Raw genomic sequence first — 16064 nt, 5'->3', positions numbered from 1 at the left:
ACCAGGGGCTTATTCAGCCTTCAGGTGCTTGCCGACGATACCGGCCAGCTCAAACATCGTCACCTGGGGCTTGCCGAAGACCGGCAGCAGCTTGGCATCGGCATTGATGGCGCGCTTGTTGGCCGTGTCCTGCAGGTTTTCTGCCTTGATGTAATCCCACAGCTTTTTGATGACCTGGGTGCGGGCCACCGGTTCGCTGCCAATGACCGCCGCGAGTTCGGCGCTCGGCACCAGGCCTGCGCCGGGTTTGGCGACACGCGGTACCTTGGGCTTGGCGGTTTTGGTCGCCGGCGCTTTCTTCGCTGCGACTTTTTTGGCCGCAACCTTCTTCGCAGCAGGCGCACCTGCCGCCGCCTTCACAGCCACAGTCTTGCCGAACGGTGTTTTCACCGTGCCGGTTTTGGCTGCTGCTGGCTTGCGCGGCGGGAACTTCGACGGGGCGAATTCAAAATTCACCTTGTCGGCTTCCTTGTCCCAGGCCAGCATGGCCTTGAAGGGCCGGCGCGTGCGCATGGAGACAAACTTGTCGAGCAGGTCGGTCTTGCCGGTTTCCAGCAGCTTGTGCATCTGCTCGCGTTCTATGGGTTGCTGCAATATGACCTGTCCGGTCTTGAAGGTACAGGTGGGCGTGGGTTGGGCCAGTGTGGGCACTGACTTTTCGCACACGTAGTTTTTGCCGAGTTCGAACACGCGGGATGCGCAGCGTGGGCAGGGACCCAGCGACTGCTGCCCGTCAAAGTCGACGATCTCGCCGGTCTCGGCGTTCTTGTCATCGCCAAAATCGAACTCGAGCTTGTAGTTCTTTGTTTCTTCATCGAACTTGATGACCATCTCGGCCGTGAAGGGCCAGCCCGCCTTGGAACGGAAGCCATCGAGCGGGCCTATCTTTTTGTCGCGCAGAAACTGCTCAACCTCTGCGACTTCAAACGTGCGGCCGGCCGGCGTCTTGCCGAATGAAAAACCGCAGCCATCGTCACCCTTTTTACCCACACAGGTGTAGCGGCGGTAGTTTTCCTTGATGACGCCCCCGCAGTTCGGGCAGGGCGCGGTCAATGTGGCGTAGTCGCCGGGAATGGTGTCCTTGTCGTAACCCTTGGCCTTGTTCACCATGCGCTCTGTCATGGCGGCGATCTCGGCCATGAAGGTCTCGCGGCTCAGCTTGCCATGCTCCATCTGCGCCAGCTTGAATTCCCACTCACCGGTGAGCTCGGCTTTGGACAGTTCCTGCACATCCAGGCCACGCAGCAAGGTCATGAGCTGGAAGGCCTTGGCCGTCGGAATGAGTTCGCGGCCTTCGCGCAACATGTATTTTTCGGCGATCAGGCCTTCAATCGTTGCAGCGCGTGTGGCTGGTGTTCCCAGGCCTTTTTCCTGCATGGCTTCACGCAGTTCGTCGTCATCAATCGTCTTGCCCGCACCTTCCATGGCGCCCAGCAGGGTCGCTTCCGAATAACGCGCAGGCGGCCGGGTCTTGAGGCCTTTGGCCTCGCATACTTCGGCGCGCACCATCTCGCCGGGTTTCACAGGCACCAGCGTCCTGGCGTCTTTTTCGTCGGTATTTTCGTCTTCGGCTTCCTTGCCATAGATGGCCAGCCAGCCCGGCTTGACCAGCACCTTGCCTTCGGTCTTGAAGCTGTGGCCGACGGCCTGCGAAATACGCGTGGTCACCATGTATTCAGCGCTGGGGTAGAACACCGCCATGAAGCGGCGCACCACCAGGTCGTAAAGCTTTTGCTCTGCCTCGCTCAGACCGCTGGGCGCCTGCAGCGTTGGGATGATGGCGAAGTGATCGCTCACCTTGGCGTTGTCGAAGATGCGTTTGCTGGGCTTGATGTAATTGCCCTTGAGCGCGGTTGCTGCATGCGGCGCGAGGTGGCGCATGCCGCTGTCGGCCAGCATTTCAAAGGTCTTTTTCACGACCGGCAAATAATCTTCAGGCAGTGCGCGTGAATCGGTACGCGGATAGGTCAGCGCCTTGTGGCGCTCGTACAGGCTTTGCGCAATCGACAGCGTGGTTTTGGCAGAAAAGCCGAACTTGCCATTGGCCTCACGTTGCAGCGAGGTCAGATCAAACAGCAGGCCGGACGCCTGCGTGGTGGGCTTGCTTTCTTCCGTGACCGTGGCGGACTTGCCGCGCACCGCTTCTGCAATCGCACGCGCTTCTTTTTCGGACCAGACGCGGTCGGCCTTCAGTTCGGCATCGGGCTCGGCATTGTCTGCGTTGGCGGCAGCTTTTTTCCACTTCGGATCAAACCACTTGGCCGGATACTCGCCTGCTTCAGCAAGGAATGTGGCGTGGATTTCCCAGTAGTCACGACTGATGAACTTGCGGATTTTTTCTTCGCGCTCGACCACCACCGACAGGGTCGGCGTCTGCACCCGGCCCACAGTCGTCAAAAAGAAACCACCATCACGCGAATTGAACGCCGTCATGGCGCGTGTGCCATTGATGCCGACCATCCAGTCGGCTTCGGAGCGTGAGCGCGCCGCATCGGCCAGGCCCTGCATCTGCTTTTCGGTCCGCAGGGTTTCAAAACCCTCGCGAATGGCCGCTGGCGTCATCGACTGAAGCCACAGGCGCTTGACCGGGTGTTTGCTCTTGGCGTATTGCTGGATCAGACGAAAGATCAGCTCGCCTTCGCGGCCCGCGTCGCAGGCGTTGACCAGGGCGCCGACATCCTTGCGCTTGGTCAGCTTGACGATGGCGTTGAGCCGCGTCTTGGTCTTGTCCATGGGCTTGAGGTCGAAATAGGGCGGGATGACCGGCAGGTTGGCAAAGCTCCATTTGCCGCGCTTGACGTCAAACTCTTCCGGCGCCTGGATTTCGACCAGGTGGCCCACAGCGGAAGTGATCAGCCACTCATCACTCTCGAAATATTCGTCGTGCTTCTCGAATTTGCCCGCCGTCGGCGTGATGGCGCGGACGATGTCCTGCGCCACCGAGGGCTTTTCTGCAATCACAAGGGTTTTCATAAGTACTTCTTCAAACCTTCAATATCTTCGGGGAACATTTCCCCGCCTTCGGCAAAAACAACCTTGCCTGTGCGGCCATCCTGGCCATTGACCTTCAAAACCACCACCACCGGCAACCCGGCGGGCTTGGCAAGCGACTTCGCCACCTGCGGCGTCAGCATGCCCGCAGGAAAGCTGTAATTTTTTGCCTTCATATATGTAGAAGCCGCATCCGCCTGCTTGTCTATGGACAAGGCCAGAACTTCCAGGCCATTGGCCCTCTGCGCACGCCAGAGCGCCTCTATATGGGGCGACTGCACCGCACAAAAAGGGCACCAGCTGGCCCACCAGTACACCACAAGCGTCTTTCCGCGCATGTCGGCCGCCCGCCAGACCCTGCCATCAAGCAGGGGCACGTCAGGCAGGCGAAGCACGCTTCCCACCTTGGGCAAAGGCTTTTCAGATCCTTTGGCCCACGCCGGCACGCAGCCCCACGCGGCGAGCGCGAGCGCCGTTTGCAGCGGGTAGCGGATCGCCTTGCGGCGGGTCAACTGTCGGTCTGGCATGAAGCCCTTGAAAAGTTAAAAAAATGGCAGACTTTTTGCATCACTACAATACGGTCTTCTCGCGCATGCACGCGCGCACGCACACGCGCGCACATGCATGAATTAACCATACCAAAAAATTCACGAAAATTCTGCCGTGCTAAAAAACCTGGCTTCGGCCACCCCTGCGCCCACCGACTCCAGCACCCCGGCCAGCGACAGCCGCCGCATACAGACGCGCCGTTCAGGCGTTCACGGCAAGGGCGTATTTGCACTGACAGACATTGCAGAAGGCGAAACGCTGATCGAGTACATCGGCGAGGTCATCACCTGGAAGGAAGCGCTGCGCCGCCACCCGCACGATCCCAAAGACCCGAACCACACGTTTTATTTCCACATGGACGAAGACCATGTGATAGACGCCAAGCACGGCGGCAACTCCTCACGCTGGATCAACCACAGCTGCCACCCCAATTGCGAGGCCGACGAAGAAGGCGGCCGCGTTTTCATCAAGGCACTGCGCAACATCAAGGCTGGCGAAGAACTGTTTTACGACTACGGCCTCATCATTGATGCCAAGTACACGAAAAAACTGAAGGCCGAATACCCTTGCTGGTGCGGTGCAGCCGATTGCCGCGGCACGCTGCTCGCGCCCAAGGACAAGGACGAGAAAAAGAAGGCGCGCAAGAAGGCGGACAAAAAAGCCGGGAAGAAGAAGGACGTGAAAAAAGCAGATAAAAAGGTTGTCAAAAAAGACGACTTGAAAAAGAAGAAAAAGAAAAAAGACTAAGCAGATCCGTCACGCCAGCTGCCTGTGACCGAGCCCCTTATCAACCCCATACGCTGGCCGCTGGAGGACATCTGGCAGGCCGTAGCGCCGACGCTGGAAGGTTTTACGCTTGAGGCCCTGCCGCAGATCGACTCGACCAACAGCGAGCTGATGCGCCGGTTCAGGGGTGCCGATGGCGCCCCCCCCCGCCCCGAACCCACACTGATAGTCGCGGAGCAGCAGACCGCAGGCCGTGGCCGCATGGGCCGCAACTGGCAAAGCAGCCGTGGTGACAGCCTGACCTTCTCGCTGGGCATGCAGCTCAACCCGGTTGACTGGTCCGGCCTGTCGCTGGCTGTCGGCATCAGCATCGCCGAAAGCCTGGACCCGGGGCATGACGGCAAGGCACGCATAGGACTGAAATGGCCCAACGACCTCTGGCTATCAAGCCCGGGCGGCGAAAGCAAGCTCGCCGGTATCCTGGTTGAAACGGCCAGCGTGGGCAACTTGCGTTACGTGGTGATAGGCGCCGGCATCAACATACGGCCGCCTGCATGGCCTTCTGCGCCCGTCGCGGCCATGCCAGAGACACCCGGCCCGGCCAATACGCCCATGCGGCCCGGCTGCCTGCAGGATGTCTTTCCCGGTATTCATGCGCCGCAAGCCCTGCTGCGCATCGTGCCGCCTCTGGTGCAGGCCATACAGGCTTTTGAACAGTTTGGGTTTGCCCCTTTCCAGGCACGGTTTGCGCGACGCGATGTGCTGGCAGGCCGTGATGTCGTGCTCTCTGACGGCACCCACGGGACGGCCCACGGTGCAGGCGAAAACGGTGCATTGCTGGTGCATACTTCTGCTGGCATGAAAGAAATCACCAGCTCCGAAGTCAGTGTGCGGCCTGTAGTTACCACCGCCGCCAACAGAGGGGCTTCATGCTGAGGCTTCTGGTCCTGCTGCTGGTTCTTGCCAACGCGGCCTACTTTGCCTGGACAAAAAACCTGCTGGCGCCCTATGGTTTTGCGCCTGCCAGCCAGTCCGAACCGCAACGCCTGACACAGCAGCTGCGCCCTGAGGCCATGCGCATTACCGTCCCGCCACCGGCGGCAGGCACAGCAGGCACGCCCGCCCTTGCAGCAGCCTTGAGCCCGGCATCCACAACGATGCCTGCAAACACAAGCCTCACAACCACTTCAGGAAGCACTACGGCGACAGTGTCAGCTCCGCTCGCAGCTGCTTCCGGCGCCAACCTGCCGTCAGGCCCTGCAGAATGCCTGCAGGCCGGCCTTTTCAATGAGGAGCAGACCGTCGTCCTGCGCGACAGGCTTCAAAGCACGCTGCCCCCCAATAGCTGGCTGCTTGAAAACATCGCCGAGCCGGGGCGCTGGATGGTTTACATGGGCAAATACAGCGATGCAGACGCACTGGAGAAAAAACGCAGTGAGCTGCGCCGGCTCCGGGTGTCGTTCGAACCGCTGGGCAATGCTTCTCTGGAGCCCGGCCTGTCGCTGGGCAGCTTCCCGTCAAGGGCCGATGCAGATGCCCATATAGCCCGCATATCCAAACAGGGCGTGCGAACCGCCAAAGTCATACAGACGGCGAATGAAGCACGTGGACAAAGACTGCGCCTGCCTGCAGTCGACGCTGCACTTCGGCCTCAACTGGAAGCCATCAAGCCCTTTCTTGCGGGCAAGCAGCTGAAAACCTGCTGAGATACCGCCAATCGGCCCGAATTGACCGGGAACTGCCCTGGCCAGTCAGGCGGCGCGCCAGTAGCGCAGGGGTACGCAGGTCTGCAATCGCATGACGGCCTGGTCCATCAGCGCCGGGTGCAGCTCATGCCCGAGCGAGGCAGCCACATCCAGCGTCGCATCTGCGCTTAATTCCATCAGGTGCGCGAACCCGCCGCGTGCCAGCGCAACCGGCGCAATGCGGTCCATCTGCCCATGGAGCAAATGAAGTGTTGTCAACACCGGGGCCTTTTCAAAGCTGCCCTCGGCTCCGGCATACGCGCTGCCGAAAGCCAGCACGCGGCCCACCATGCCGTCATGCGCATCAACCAGCGCCAGCGCAAGGTCGGCGCCTGCACCCTGACCGGCAAGCGCCACATCTGTTTTCAGCACGTCAAAACGCTTCTGCTGGACTTGCAGAAATTCAGCCAGAGCGGCAGTAGCTTCCACACCAGTCAACCCCTCGGGAATCAGCACCGCCGATTCGGCAAATGCATCACCCAGCAAATTGCCCAGCGCCAGCATGTCGGCTGCCGTGCCGCCCTGATCGTGCAACAGCACAAACAATTGCCTGGTCACAGGCGCCGCAGAGAGAAGCTCAATCGTCTCGGTATCCAGTGGTGTCATGTCGAACAGATAGGGTGAGGTATCGGCATTTAAAGCCGTCTCCATTTTCATTATTGCAACAACAATGAGCCCTGAAGTCGCCCACAACACCGCTTTTTGGTGGGCGCGGCTTCATTGCTAAGATTCCACCCCTGCGCACGCCACCCGGCGGCCAAAGGAAGATCATGAAAATCGAAAAAAACACAGCTGTCACCCTGCAATTCAAGGTCGCCGAAGCCAATGGCAAGACCATCGAAGAGAGCAAGGAGCCCATGGTGTACCTGCACGGCGGTTATGGCAACACACTGCCCAAAATTGAAGAAGCGCTGGACGGCAGGGAGCCTGGCTACCAGGTTGTCCTGCAACTCAAGCCCGAGGATGCTTTTGGCCTGCGCGATGAAAGCCTGCTGCGCACCCTGCCGAAAAAACAGTTCCCGCCCGGCGTAAAGGTCGGCGGCCAGCTGGAAGGCCGTGGCGATGATGGTCAGGTACAGATCTTCAACGTCATGAAAATCAAGGGCGACACCGTACTGCTGGACGGCAACCACCCGCTCGCAGGCAAGGAGCTGCGCTTCACGCTCAAGGTCACCGGTGTGCGCGTCGCGTCCGAAGAAGAAATTGCCCACCAGCACGTTCACGGCGAGCACGGCCACCATCATTAGGATGCACCGCCCAGGGGCCGCGCATCAGCTCAACCAGGTTTTCAACCAGTGACGTAACCAGAGCAGACAACCAGAGGCGGTCGTATACTGGGGCGATGAATACAGTGGTCCGTCCAGCCGCCCGGGAAGTCGATATCGACAGCCTTGTCGAGACACTTCGCAAGCGGATGGCTGATGGCAACAAGCTCCCTGCGGAGCGCATGTTGTGCGAGCAACTCAACGTCAACCGCCATACCCTGCGCAAGGCCCTGATACGCATGCGCGCCTCCGGCGAACTGGCCAGCAGTGCGCCCCGCAGACATACAGCCCTGGCGCGTGGCGGGGCCGCGCTGGCCCGTGACACCAATCCGCTGGAGGTCATTGAACTGCGGCTGGCACTGGAGCCCATACTGGCACGCCTGGCAGCGCTACGCGCCACACCGCTGGAAATCGCCCGCATCGAAAAAGCCGCGACCACCCTGGCAGAAACCGAGAGCTCCTCAGCCGACCTGACCTTCCACCGCCTGATTGCCCAAGCCACCCGCAACACGTTGGCGGCCGATTTATATGCACTTTTACGGCAAATAGGCGCTGATGCGCGCATTTACGTACAAAACGTCAAGCCCAGGCCTCCGGCACGCCTGCGCCAGCGCGACTCGGAACACCATCTGATTGCCGCTGCCATTGCCGCACGCGATCCGGATGGCGCAGAAAAAGCCATGCGCGCCCACCTGCATATGGTGCAGTCACAGATTCTTGACAGGATTTCACTGAACCCGGCGGGTTCCACACCAGATTAGCCCGGCGGTGGCCGGCAGGCATCCAGGGGCTTGCGCCCTAGCAGCAGGAGTCGCAGAGGATGTCGGGGTTGAGCAAATGCTGCGGATGCCAGCTGTTGCGCCCGAACCCCAGCGATGCAATCAGGTCCTCGGCAGCGACCAGTGTGCGGTTGAGCATGGCCTCACCGCTTGCCGCCAAACCGTGACCCGATGCGGGATCGCAGTCCAGAATGCGGCCGCGAAGCCTGGTGTCAGAAAGAATGTCAGCCGCGACGGCCTTCTCACCCGAGAAATTGAACACACATGCACCGGGCTTCATCAGGCTCATATCAGCGGCGGTAATACACACAGGAAAAGCGTCTTCACCGGCCGCCAGCACAACAGCATCTGCGCTACGCCAGAAATTCCCTGCATCAGCCGCAGCATTCAAGACCTGCAATCTGTCTGCCTGCGCACGCAGCACAAGGGCCTGGGCAAACGATCCGGCACCCACGATGCCCAGCCGTGCCGCATTGACGGGTTCTGCCAGCAACACGCGGCGCGACCATCGGCCGCTGTAACGCCCGTCCTCACCTGAAGTAGGCGACGCGTTTGCCAGCCAGCGCGTGATCTCGCGCCAGGCCCCATCCACCGCAGCTTCCGTGACAAGCTGGGCGGAGCCGGCTTCTGGCGTACTGGTGGCACGTATGCCGGCACGGGTCAATGCTTCCAGATCAAGGTTGCCATGGCCGGCGTCCAGGTTGCAAATGGCTTTGAGTGTGGGCAGGCGGCGCACAAGAGGGGCGTCGAACACAAAACGCGTGTCCGCCATGATGCCGGCCTTGCCCTGCAGCCAGTCCACCAGGTCGTCACCCGAAGGCACTTCTTTTGCGATGCGTGTCTCCACGTCGAAAAACGTCTGCAGCCTGTCCATCGCCGCATCCGACACAGAATGGGCCACCAGCACGCTGTGCCGTGAACCTTGTGCGATGGACTGTGGAAACATCTTGCCGGGTCTGCTCAGAATGCCGGAGCCAGCGTGGGCCGCCCGGCAATCAGGTCAGCAGCGCGCTCGGCAATCATGATCACGGGCGCATTGATGTTGCCGGATGTCAGGTCGGGCATGACAGAGGCATCGACCACCCGCAGACCCCGGACACCGATCACGCACAGGTTGGTGTCCACCACGCTCATGGCATCGTCCACAGCCCCCATACGGCAGGTGCCGGCCGGGTGGTGAACAGTGATGGCCGATTTGCGGATAAACGCATCGAGTGCTTCGTCGGTCTCGCATTGCGGCCCAGGCACGGTCTCGCGGCCCATGAAAGGTGCGAGTTCCGGTTGTTTTGCAATCTCGCGGATCTGGCGAATGGCAGCACGTACGGCTTTCCAGTCTGCAGCATGACCGAGGAAGTTCTGGAATATCTTTGGCGCGGCAGCAGGGTCTTTCGACGCCAGTTCAACCCTGCCCCTGCTTTGCGGATGCAGCATAACGGTGCGGCATGCAAAGCCGTCGTTGAAAGGTTTTTTGAACGGCCACAGGTAGGGCCACGCCGGCAACGGCGCCGCTGTCAACAGCATCTGCAGATCTGGCGTGTCCAGGCCGGGCTGGCTTTTGAGAAAGCCCACCACACCACCGGGCACATCGGCTGCAAAGCCCTTGCCCGTGAGCCAGGCACGGATGATGGCCGGCCCAATGCGGTCCAGCCGCATCATGCGGTGAAAAGGACCGGGCTTTTTGCGCTGGTACATCACCACCACCGACACATGGTCCTGCAGGTTGGCGCCCACGCCCTTTAAGGCCACCTGCGTTTTGATGCCGTGCCCCGCGAGCTGTTCAGGGTCGCCTATGCCCGAGAGCATCAGCAGTTGCGGCGTGTTGATGACACCGCCGCAGAGCAGCACTTCACGCGAGGCAGTCGCAGTTTTGATGCGGCCTTTTTCGGTGTACTCAACGCCAGTCGCTTTGCCCGCATCAAGCAGCACACGCGAGGCAAGGATGTTGACCTTCACCGTCAGGTTGGGGCGGTGCAGGGCTGGCCGCAGGTAGGCCACAGACGTACTGCAGCGCGCCCCGTTGCGAATGCTCATCTGCAGGCGGCTGAAACCATCCTGCTTTTCAGTGTTGTAGTCGTCGGTCCAGGCATGACCGGCGGTTTTGGCGGCTTCGCCATACGCCCCGATCAGCGGGTCTTCATATTTGCAGCGCTGCACACCGACAGGGCCGTCACTGCCACGCTCGCCTGTCGCCCCACCTTCCCAGCTTTCCTGGCGTTTGAAGTAGGGCAGCACATGCGCATAGTCCCATTCAGGCAGGCCGTACTGGCTGGCCCAGCGGTTGAAGTCATTCGGGTTGCCGCGCACCCAGGCCATGGCATTTGTCGATGACGAGCCGCCTACCACCTTGCCACGCGCGCATTCGACGCGTCGGCCATCGACATTCGCCTCCGGCTCGGCAAAGTACATCCAGTCGTGCAGGCGGTTCTGCAAAATCTTGCCCCAGCCCAGCGGGATTTTTATCCAGGGGTCACGGTCCCAGCCGCCAGCTTCAAGCAACAACACCTTGACCCTGGGGTCTTCGCTCAGGCGGTTGGCCAGTGTGCAACCGGCCGAGCCAGCGCCCACGATCACATAGTCGTACGTCTCTTGCATGGCCGACCCTCAATCCTTGCGCGCGACACGCCGCAGGCTGATGTGGATGTTTTTTTCAGAGGTGAAGGCCAGCAGTTCAGCCAGGCATTCCTCACGGCCTATGCCGGACTGCTTGACGCCGCCAAACGGCGCGCCCAGAAAATGTTTGCCGACTTCATTTATCCAGACAAAACCCGCCTGCGTGCGCTGGGCCGTGCGGTGTGCCTTTTCAAGATCGTTGGTCCAGATGGCGCAGGTCAGGCCGTAGTCCACACCATTGACGTCTTCCATCATCGCCTCTTCGTCGTTCCATTTCAGGATGGACAGCACAGGCCCGAAAATCTCTTCAGATGCAATGCGCATGTTTTGTGTCACATCGGCAAACACCGTCGGCTCTACATAAAAGCCGCCAGCCAGTTCAGGCGCATCGGGCACCTTGCCACCACACACCAGCGTTGCGCCATCGGATTTGGCCGATGCAATAAAACCCAGCACCTTGTCATGCTGCTCACGGCTGATGATGGCGCCCATTGAAGTTGCGTAGTCGGTCGGCAGGCCCGGCACATACTGCGCGCATTGCAGCTTTACCGCCGCAATGACCTCATCGTAAATATCGGCATGCACAAAGGCACGGCTGGTAGAGCCGCACGATTGCCCGCACCAGGTGAAGTTCATGCCGGCCACAATGCCGGCCGCTACTTCTGCCGGGTCTACATCGGGATACGCAATCAGCGCATTTTTGCCACCGAGTTCCAGCAATACCGGTTTGAGACGCTCGGCCGCCAGCTTCATGACAGCGCGCCCGGTGGGCACGCTGCCCACGAGGCCAATCATGGCCACGTCCTTGTGCGCCACCAGCGCCATGCCCACCTCGCGGCCACCCGGCAGGATGGAGAGAACCCCCGGCGGCAGCATGTCGCCCACGATTTCAGCCAGGCGCAAGGCCGAAAGCGGCGCCTGCTCAGGCGGCTTGATGATGATGGCATTGCCCGCAGCCAGCGGCGCGGCCATCTTGCCGGCAGCAAACATGAAGGGGTGGTTAAAAGCCACAATGCGTGCGACCACACCGAGTGGTTCACGCACTGAAAAATTGACGGCGTTCGGCCCCATGGGGATGGAAGCGCCCTTGAGTTCGGTGACCAGCCCGGCAAAAAATTCAAACAGCGCGGCCGCCACCATCACGTCCGCCGCCATTTCCTTCACCGGGTTGCCACAGTCCGCCGCATCCAGCAGCGCCAGTTCATCGGCATGCAGGCGCAACTTCGCCGCAATACTTTTCAGAACGCGCGCCCGCTCCAGCGGCGGCGTGTCACGCCAGACAGCAAAACCTTTTTTTGCAGCAGCCACCGCCAGCTCTGCATCCACAGAAGTGGCGACCGGTGCACGGCCCAGTTGCCTGCCGCTGCCCGGCTCGGTGATGTCAATGTATTCACCAGCCACAGGCGCATGCCAGCCACCCGCGTAAAAGAGACCATTGTTGGCGGGCGCCAGGGCTGTCTGGGGTCCGGTGGCTTTGCTGGCTGGAGTCATGCGGCAGGTTCTGGTGAAGTTAAAAAATCAGCGGCGTACCGGTTTGGCGGCGGTCTGGAATCGCATGTCGTAACCGGCGGTGAGGCTGGCTGTTTTCGGCAGGACTTCCTGTGCGATCAGCGTTTCTGCAGTTTCTTTCCATTGCTGCGCCGTGATCACGCCCAGACCATTGGCTTTGGTGGCATCACTGAAGAAGCTGCGCGTCAGGTTGGTCTGCAACTGCTTGTTCAGAATATCTGCCTTGGCAGCGTATTCAGGATTGAGCTTGATGACGATGTCAACGGCTTCCTTGGGGTTCTCGGCCACAAACTGGAAAGCCTGCAGGTACGCCTTTGTGAAGCGTGCCACCAGGTCCGGCTTCTCCGCAATCAGTTTCTCGGAGGTGAACATGCCCGATCCATAGGCGCGATAGCCGAAGTCAGCACCCTGCACGATGGAGAGCGAACCTGCGCCCCCGACCTTGTCTTCCAGCTCCGGCACTTCTGCATTGATGTAGCCGGGGACTGCATCTACACGGCCCAGCACGAGGAAGCTCTCATAAGGAGGGGCCACAGTGCTTTGCTTGATGTCAGCCAGGCTCATGCCGTTGGCAGCAAGAAAGGCCTTGAGAAACACGTAGGTTGAACCGGACGAATGAACGCCGATGTTCATGCCCTTGAGGTCACTGGGTTTGGTGATGGGCTTTTTCGACTTGATCGAGATCATGGCCATCGGGCTCTTCTGGTTGACTGCGGCGAGGGCCACCACAGGCACGGACTGCACGCGGCCGACCATGAGCGTGGGCAGGTCTGCAAAACCGAACTCCGCATTGCCGTTACCGACCAGGCGCAGGGCATCGGTCGAGCCTGTGCCCTTGCGGACAGCCGTCAGGTTGATGCCGTTTTGTGCGAAGAAGCCTTTTTCCTTGGCGACAAAAAACATCGCGTGGTCGGAGCGCACCACCCAGTCAAGCTGGACAGAGACGTCATCCATCTTCGCGGGGGCCTGGGCCAACGCGGCAGACGTCATGACAAATGCGGCGCCCGCAATGGAGAGGCAGCGGACAAGTTTCGATAGGGTTTTCACGGCTTTCATCCTTTCAGGATTGATGGGGTAACAAGGACAGACAGAAAAAGAAACAGAGGCAGGGGAAATTGGCTTAAGCGAAGTTCAGAGCTTGGGCGCCCAGGAGATGTACTTCCACTCGATGAATTCAATGGCGTAGTAAAAGAACATGCCGAGCAGCGAGATCTGGATCAGTGCCGCGAACACCAGCGAGGTTTCCATCTGCGTCGAAGCAAACTGGATCATGTAACCCAGCCCTGCCGAAGCCCCGGCAAACTCGCCGACGATGGCCCCAATCACGCTCAGCGTGATCGCGATCTTGATGCCCGACATCAGGTAAGGCAGCGAATTAGGAATCTGCACCCGCATGAGGATTTCCGTGCGAGACGCGCCTACCGTGCGCATCAGCGTGACAAGATTGGGGTCAGCTGACTGCAGGCCTACCAGCATGTTCAGGGCGACCGGGAAAAACGCCATCACGACGATCAGCAGGATCTTGGGTGCGAGGTCATAGCCGAACCAGAGGATGAACAGCGGCGCCAGTGCGATCTTGGGCACGTTCTGGAACAGCACCATCAGCGGGTAAACCGCCCGGCCCATGCGTTCGAAGCGCGCAATCGTCACTGCAATCAGCATGCCGACGACCGCGGAAAGCAGGAAGCCATAAAGGATTTCTTCCGCCGTGACCCAGGCCGCCTGCGAGAGAGACGCCTGGCGCGTGATCAGTATCTTGCCTATGGACGATGGCGCAGGCAGTACAAACTGCGGCAGCTTGAAGATGCGCGAGATCGCTTCCCAGACCACCAGCACAACGATGGACAGGATGATTGCCGGAAGGATGCTGTTGAACGCGTGGCGTACGCGCCCCGCACCCGTGAGGCCGGGGGCATTGCCCGGGTTCGCGGGATTTGCCGCATTGGTGGTGGTGACTGTAGCGCTGCTCATGATGCTGCTTTCGATCCGTGGCCGTCTTTTAAAAGCCTGCGCAGCCGGCCGGAGGCCACTGCAAAACCAGGCAGCGAATAGGTTTCCTCAACCCGTGGATAAGGCAGGGTGATGGGCATGGTCTCAACGATGCGCGCAGGGCCTGTACCCATGACATGCACTTCACGCGACAGGAACACCGCCTCGTCAATCGAATGCGTTACAAACACAATGGTCTTGCCGGTGCGCTGCCAGATCTCGAGCAGGAACTCGCTCATCTCTTCACGCGTGATGGCATCGAGCGCACCGAAGGGCTCGTCCATCATCAGCACTTCCGGGTCCATGGCCAGGGCGCGCGCGATGGCCACACGCTGGCGCATGCCGCCCGAGAGTTGCGAAGGGCGTTTTTCTGCTGCCTTTTCGAGGCCGACCAGTCGCAGCATTTGGGTCGCCCGCTCGGCGATCTCGGCTTTGGGCTTGTCCTTGTAAGCGACCTCCATCAGCACCTTGACGTTGTCGATGGCATTTTTCCAGGGCATCAGCGTGGCCTCCTGGAACACCAGGCCGATGCGCCGCTGGCGCGCGGCCTCTGCAGGCGAGACACCCGCCACGCGCACCTCACCTTCGGCAGGTTGCAGCAGCCCCGCCAGTACCTTGAGCAGGGTGCTTTTTCCGCAACCGGACGGGCCGATCAGTGATACAAATCCGCCCTTGGGGATGGACATGTCTATGTTGTGCAGCACACGGTTGGTTTGCCCCGCATGGCTGAAGTCAACCGACACACCCTTCGCCCAGATATGGGCCTGGTCGCTGCCTGTCGCGGTCGGGGAGGGAGGGGGCATGGTGGTTTCTGGAAGCATGCGCATGGTCTTGTCTGGAATGTGCTGGGGTTGGGAAGCTCAGGCGGCCGTCGCAGCGACAAACGCAGGGCGCTCCGCCAGCTTTGCCAGCCAGGCGCTGATGTTCGGCATGGCCGGCATCTCAAACGGGAAGGCCACACAACGTTTGACGATGGGGCCCAGCGCGATGTCTGCCAGGCTGAACTCGGCGCCCGCCACCCATGGCGTTTTGCCGAGCTGCTTTTCAAGAATGGTCAGTTCGGTCACCAGGTTTTTGACCGTGTCAGGTGCGCGTTCTGCTTCTGTTTTTTTGGCATCACGGAAGCCGCCCAGATAGGCTGAATTGAGTGCGGCCAGCAACCAGTCCATCCAGCGCTCGACCTGTGTGCGTGCGCCAATGTCGGTCGGGATCAATGCCGATTTTTCTTTCGCGGCAACGTAACGCAGGATGGTGTGCGACTCCCAGACCGTCAGGTCACCGTCGACCAGGGTAGGCACTTTCTGCGTCGGGTTGATCGCCAGGTATTCGGGTGTGGTGGTGTTTTCGAACTGGCGGCCATAGTCCACGCGCTCGTAGGCGGCATTGATTTCCTTGAGCAGGAAGATGACTTTCTGAACATTGCCTGAGGTGGCGCGGCCGAGTAATTTGTACATGAGGTGTCCTTTGATGTGGTGATGGATGTGTGGGGCTTTGCCTGCTTATTTCGCAAGCGGCTTGTAGGCGGTCATTTCAATCTCGATGCGGGTCGAGATGGCGGCGCGTGCTTCTACCGTGGTGCGCGCCAGCCGACCCTCGGGAAAGTACTCCTTGAAGACGCCGTTGTAGCGGCCGAAGTCCCGTGCATCTTCAAGAAAAATGGTGGCCTTGACGACGTCATCGAGCGTGCAGCCGGCACTTTCCAGAATGCGCTGGCAGGCCTTGATGGTGGCGTGCGTTTCAAGTTCTATCGTTCCGCTGACCATGTTGCCGTCTTCGTCCTTGGCTACCTGGCCCGAGAGGAAGACAAAGTCGCCGGCGCGAACTGCAGGATGAAAAGGCAGGTTGGGGTTTTTCTTGCCGTAAACCTGCACGTTGGGATTGCTCATGGGTGATTCCTTTGC

16 protein-coding genes are annotated in these 16064 nt (G+C 60.3%); 5 read left to right on the top strand and 11 right to left on the bottom strand.

The features are described from left to right. Window positions 1-9: 9 nt before the first annotated feature. Window positions 10-2973 (bottom strand): DNA topoisomerase III, encoded by a 2964-nt coding sequence (locus HYX42_RS05560; RefSeq protein ID WP_293400693.1) that lies wholly within the window; start codon window positions 2971-2973, stop codon window positions 10-12. Beyond that, entirely contained in the window at window positions 2970-3518 is a 549-nt protein-coding gene (locus tag HYX42_RS05555; protein ID WP_293400691.1) for a TlpA disulfide reductase family protein, read from the bottom strand. The genes HYX42_RS05560 and HYX42_RS05555 overlap by 4 nt, the downstream gene beginning before the upstream one ends. Window positions 3519-3666: 148 nt before the next feature. Between HYX42_RS05555 and HYX42_RS05550 the strand changes: the two genes are divergently transcribed. Genes HYX42_RS05550 through HYX42_RS05540 form a run of 3 tightly spaced genes read left to right on the top strand, consistent with a single transcriptional unit; the run spans window position 3667 to window position 5972 of the window. Continuing rightward, the gene (locus tag HYX42_RS05550) at window positions 3667-4287 is read left to right on the top strand and encodes an SET domain-containing protein-lysine N-methyltransferase (protein ID WP_293400904.1); all 621 of its coding nucleotides are present in this window, start codon (window positions 3667-3669) and stop codon (window positions 4285-4287) included. A gap of 24 nt (window positions 4288-4311) precedes the next feature. Continuing rightward, window positions 4312-5202, top strand: a complete 891-nt coding sequence (locus HYX42_RS05545) for a biotin--[acetyl-CoA-carboxylase] ligase (protein ID WP_293400689.1) — start codon at window positions 4312-4314, stop codon at window positions 5200-5202. Continuing rightward, window positions 5196-5972 (top strand): SPOR domain-containing protein, encoded by a 777-nt coding sequence (locus HYX42_RS05540; protein ID WP_293400687.1) that lies wholly within the window; start codon window positions 5196-5198, stop codon window positions 5970-5972. The genes HYX42_RS05545 and HYX42_RS05540 overlap by 7 nt, the downstream gene beginning before the upstream one ends. A 45-nt stretch (window positions 5973-6017) precedes the next feature. Here the strand turns inward: HYX42_RS05540 and HYX42_RS05535 are convergent, their stop codons facing one another. Beyond that, on the bottom strand, window positions 6018-6617 hold the full coding sequence (locus HYX42_RS05535) for an esterase (RefSeq protein ID WP_293400685.1): 600 nt from the start codon (window positions 6615-6617) through the stop codon (window positions 6018-6020). A 164-nt stretch (window positions 6618-6781) separates the two neighbouring features. Between HYX42_RS05535 and HYX42_RS05530 the strand changes: the two genes are divergently transcribed. Then, window positions 6782-7258, top strand: a complete 477-nt coding sequence (locus tag HYX42_RS05530; protein WP_293400683.1) for a peptidylprolyl isomerase — start codon at window positions 6782-6784, stop codon at window positions 7256-7258. A 95-nt stretch (window positions 7259-7353) separates the two neighbouring features. Next, complete coding sequence (locus tag HYX42_RS05525; RefSeq protein WP_293400681.1) at window positions 7354-8037, top strand: FCD domain-containing protein; 684 nt, start codon at window positions 7354-7356, stop codon at window positions 8035-8037. Between the two features lie 37 nt (window positions 8038-8074). Here the strand turns inward: HYX42_RS05525 and HYX42_RS05520 are convergent, their stop codons facing one another. The 8 genes from HYX42_RS05520 to HYX42_RS05485 all read right to left on the bottom strand — a co-directional run bounded on the left by HYX42_RS05520 (window position 8075) and on the right by HYX42_RS05485 (window position 16049). Beyond that, window positions 8075-9001, bottom strand: coding sequence for a hypothetical protein (locus HYX42_RS05520; RefSeq protein ID WP_293400679.1), 927 nt, complete (start codon window positions 8999-9001; stop codon window positions 8075-8077). A gap of 14 nt (window positions 9002-9015) precedes the next feature. Next, the gene (locus HYX42_RS05515; RefSeq protein WP_293400677.1) at window positions 9016-10647 is read right to left on the bottom strand and encodes a choline dehydrogenase; all 1632 of its coding nucleotides are present in this window, start codon (window positions 10645-10647) and stop codon (window positions 9016-9018) included. A gap of 9 nt (window positions 10648-10656) precedes the next feature. Then, window positions 10657-12156, bottom strand: coding sequence for an aldehyde dehydrogenase family protein (locus HYX42_RS05510; protein ID WP_293400675.1), 1500 nt, complete (start codon window positions 12154-12156; stop codon window positions 10657-10659). 27 nt (window positions 12157-12183) lie between these two features. After that, the gene (locus HYX42_RS05505) at window positions 12184-13221 is read right to left on the bottom strand and encodes an ABC transporter substrate-binding protein (protein ID WP_293400673.1); all 1038 of its coding nucleotides are present in this window, start codon (window positions 13219-13221) and stop codon (window positions 12184-12186) included. Window positions 13222-13305: 84 nt separating this feature from the next. Beyond that, entirely contained in the window at window positions 13306-14145 is an 840-nt protein-coding gene (locus HYX42_RS05500) for an ABC transporter permease (RefSeq protein ID WP_293400671.1), read from the bottom strand. Next, window positions 14142-14990 carry an ABC transporter ATP-binding protein gene (locus HYX42_RS05495; protein WP_293400670.1) on the bottom strand — a complete coding sequence of 283 codons (849 nt, stop codon included), beginning with the start codon at window positions 14988-14990 and terminating at the stop codon, window positions 14142-14144. Before HYX42_RS05495 ends, HYX42_RS05500 begins: the two co-directional genes overlap by 4 nt. Before the next feature lie 33 nt (window positions 14991-15023). Further along, window positions 15024-15617: a glutathione S-transferase family protein gene (locus HYX42_RS05490; RefSeq protein ID WP_293400669.1), complete on the bottom strand. Its 594-nt coding sequence runs from the start codon at window positions 15615-15617 to the stop codon at window positions 15024-15026. Window positions 15618-15662: 45 nt separating this feature from the next. Next, a complete protein-coding gene (locus tag HYX42_RS05485) occupies window positions 15663-16049 on the bottom strand; it encodes a RidA family protein (protein ID WP_293400668.1) in 387 nt (128 codons plus the stop codon). Between the last annotated feature and the right edge of the window lie 15 nt (window positions 16050-16064).

The sequence above is a fragment of the Polaromonas sp. genome (assembly GCF_016185115.1).
Taxonomy (GTDB): Bacteria; Pseudomonadota; Gammaproteobacteria; order Burkholderiales; family Burkholderiaceae_C; genus Polaromonas.
The sequence above is the reverse complement of the archived record's forward strand: the minus strand, read 5'-3'. Positions and strand labels throughout refer to the sequence as shown.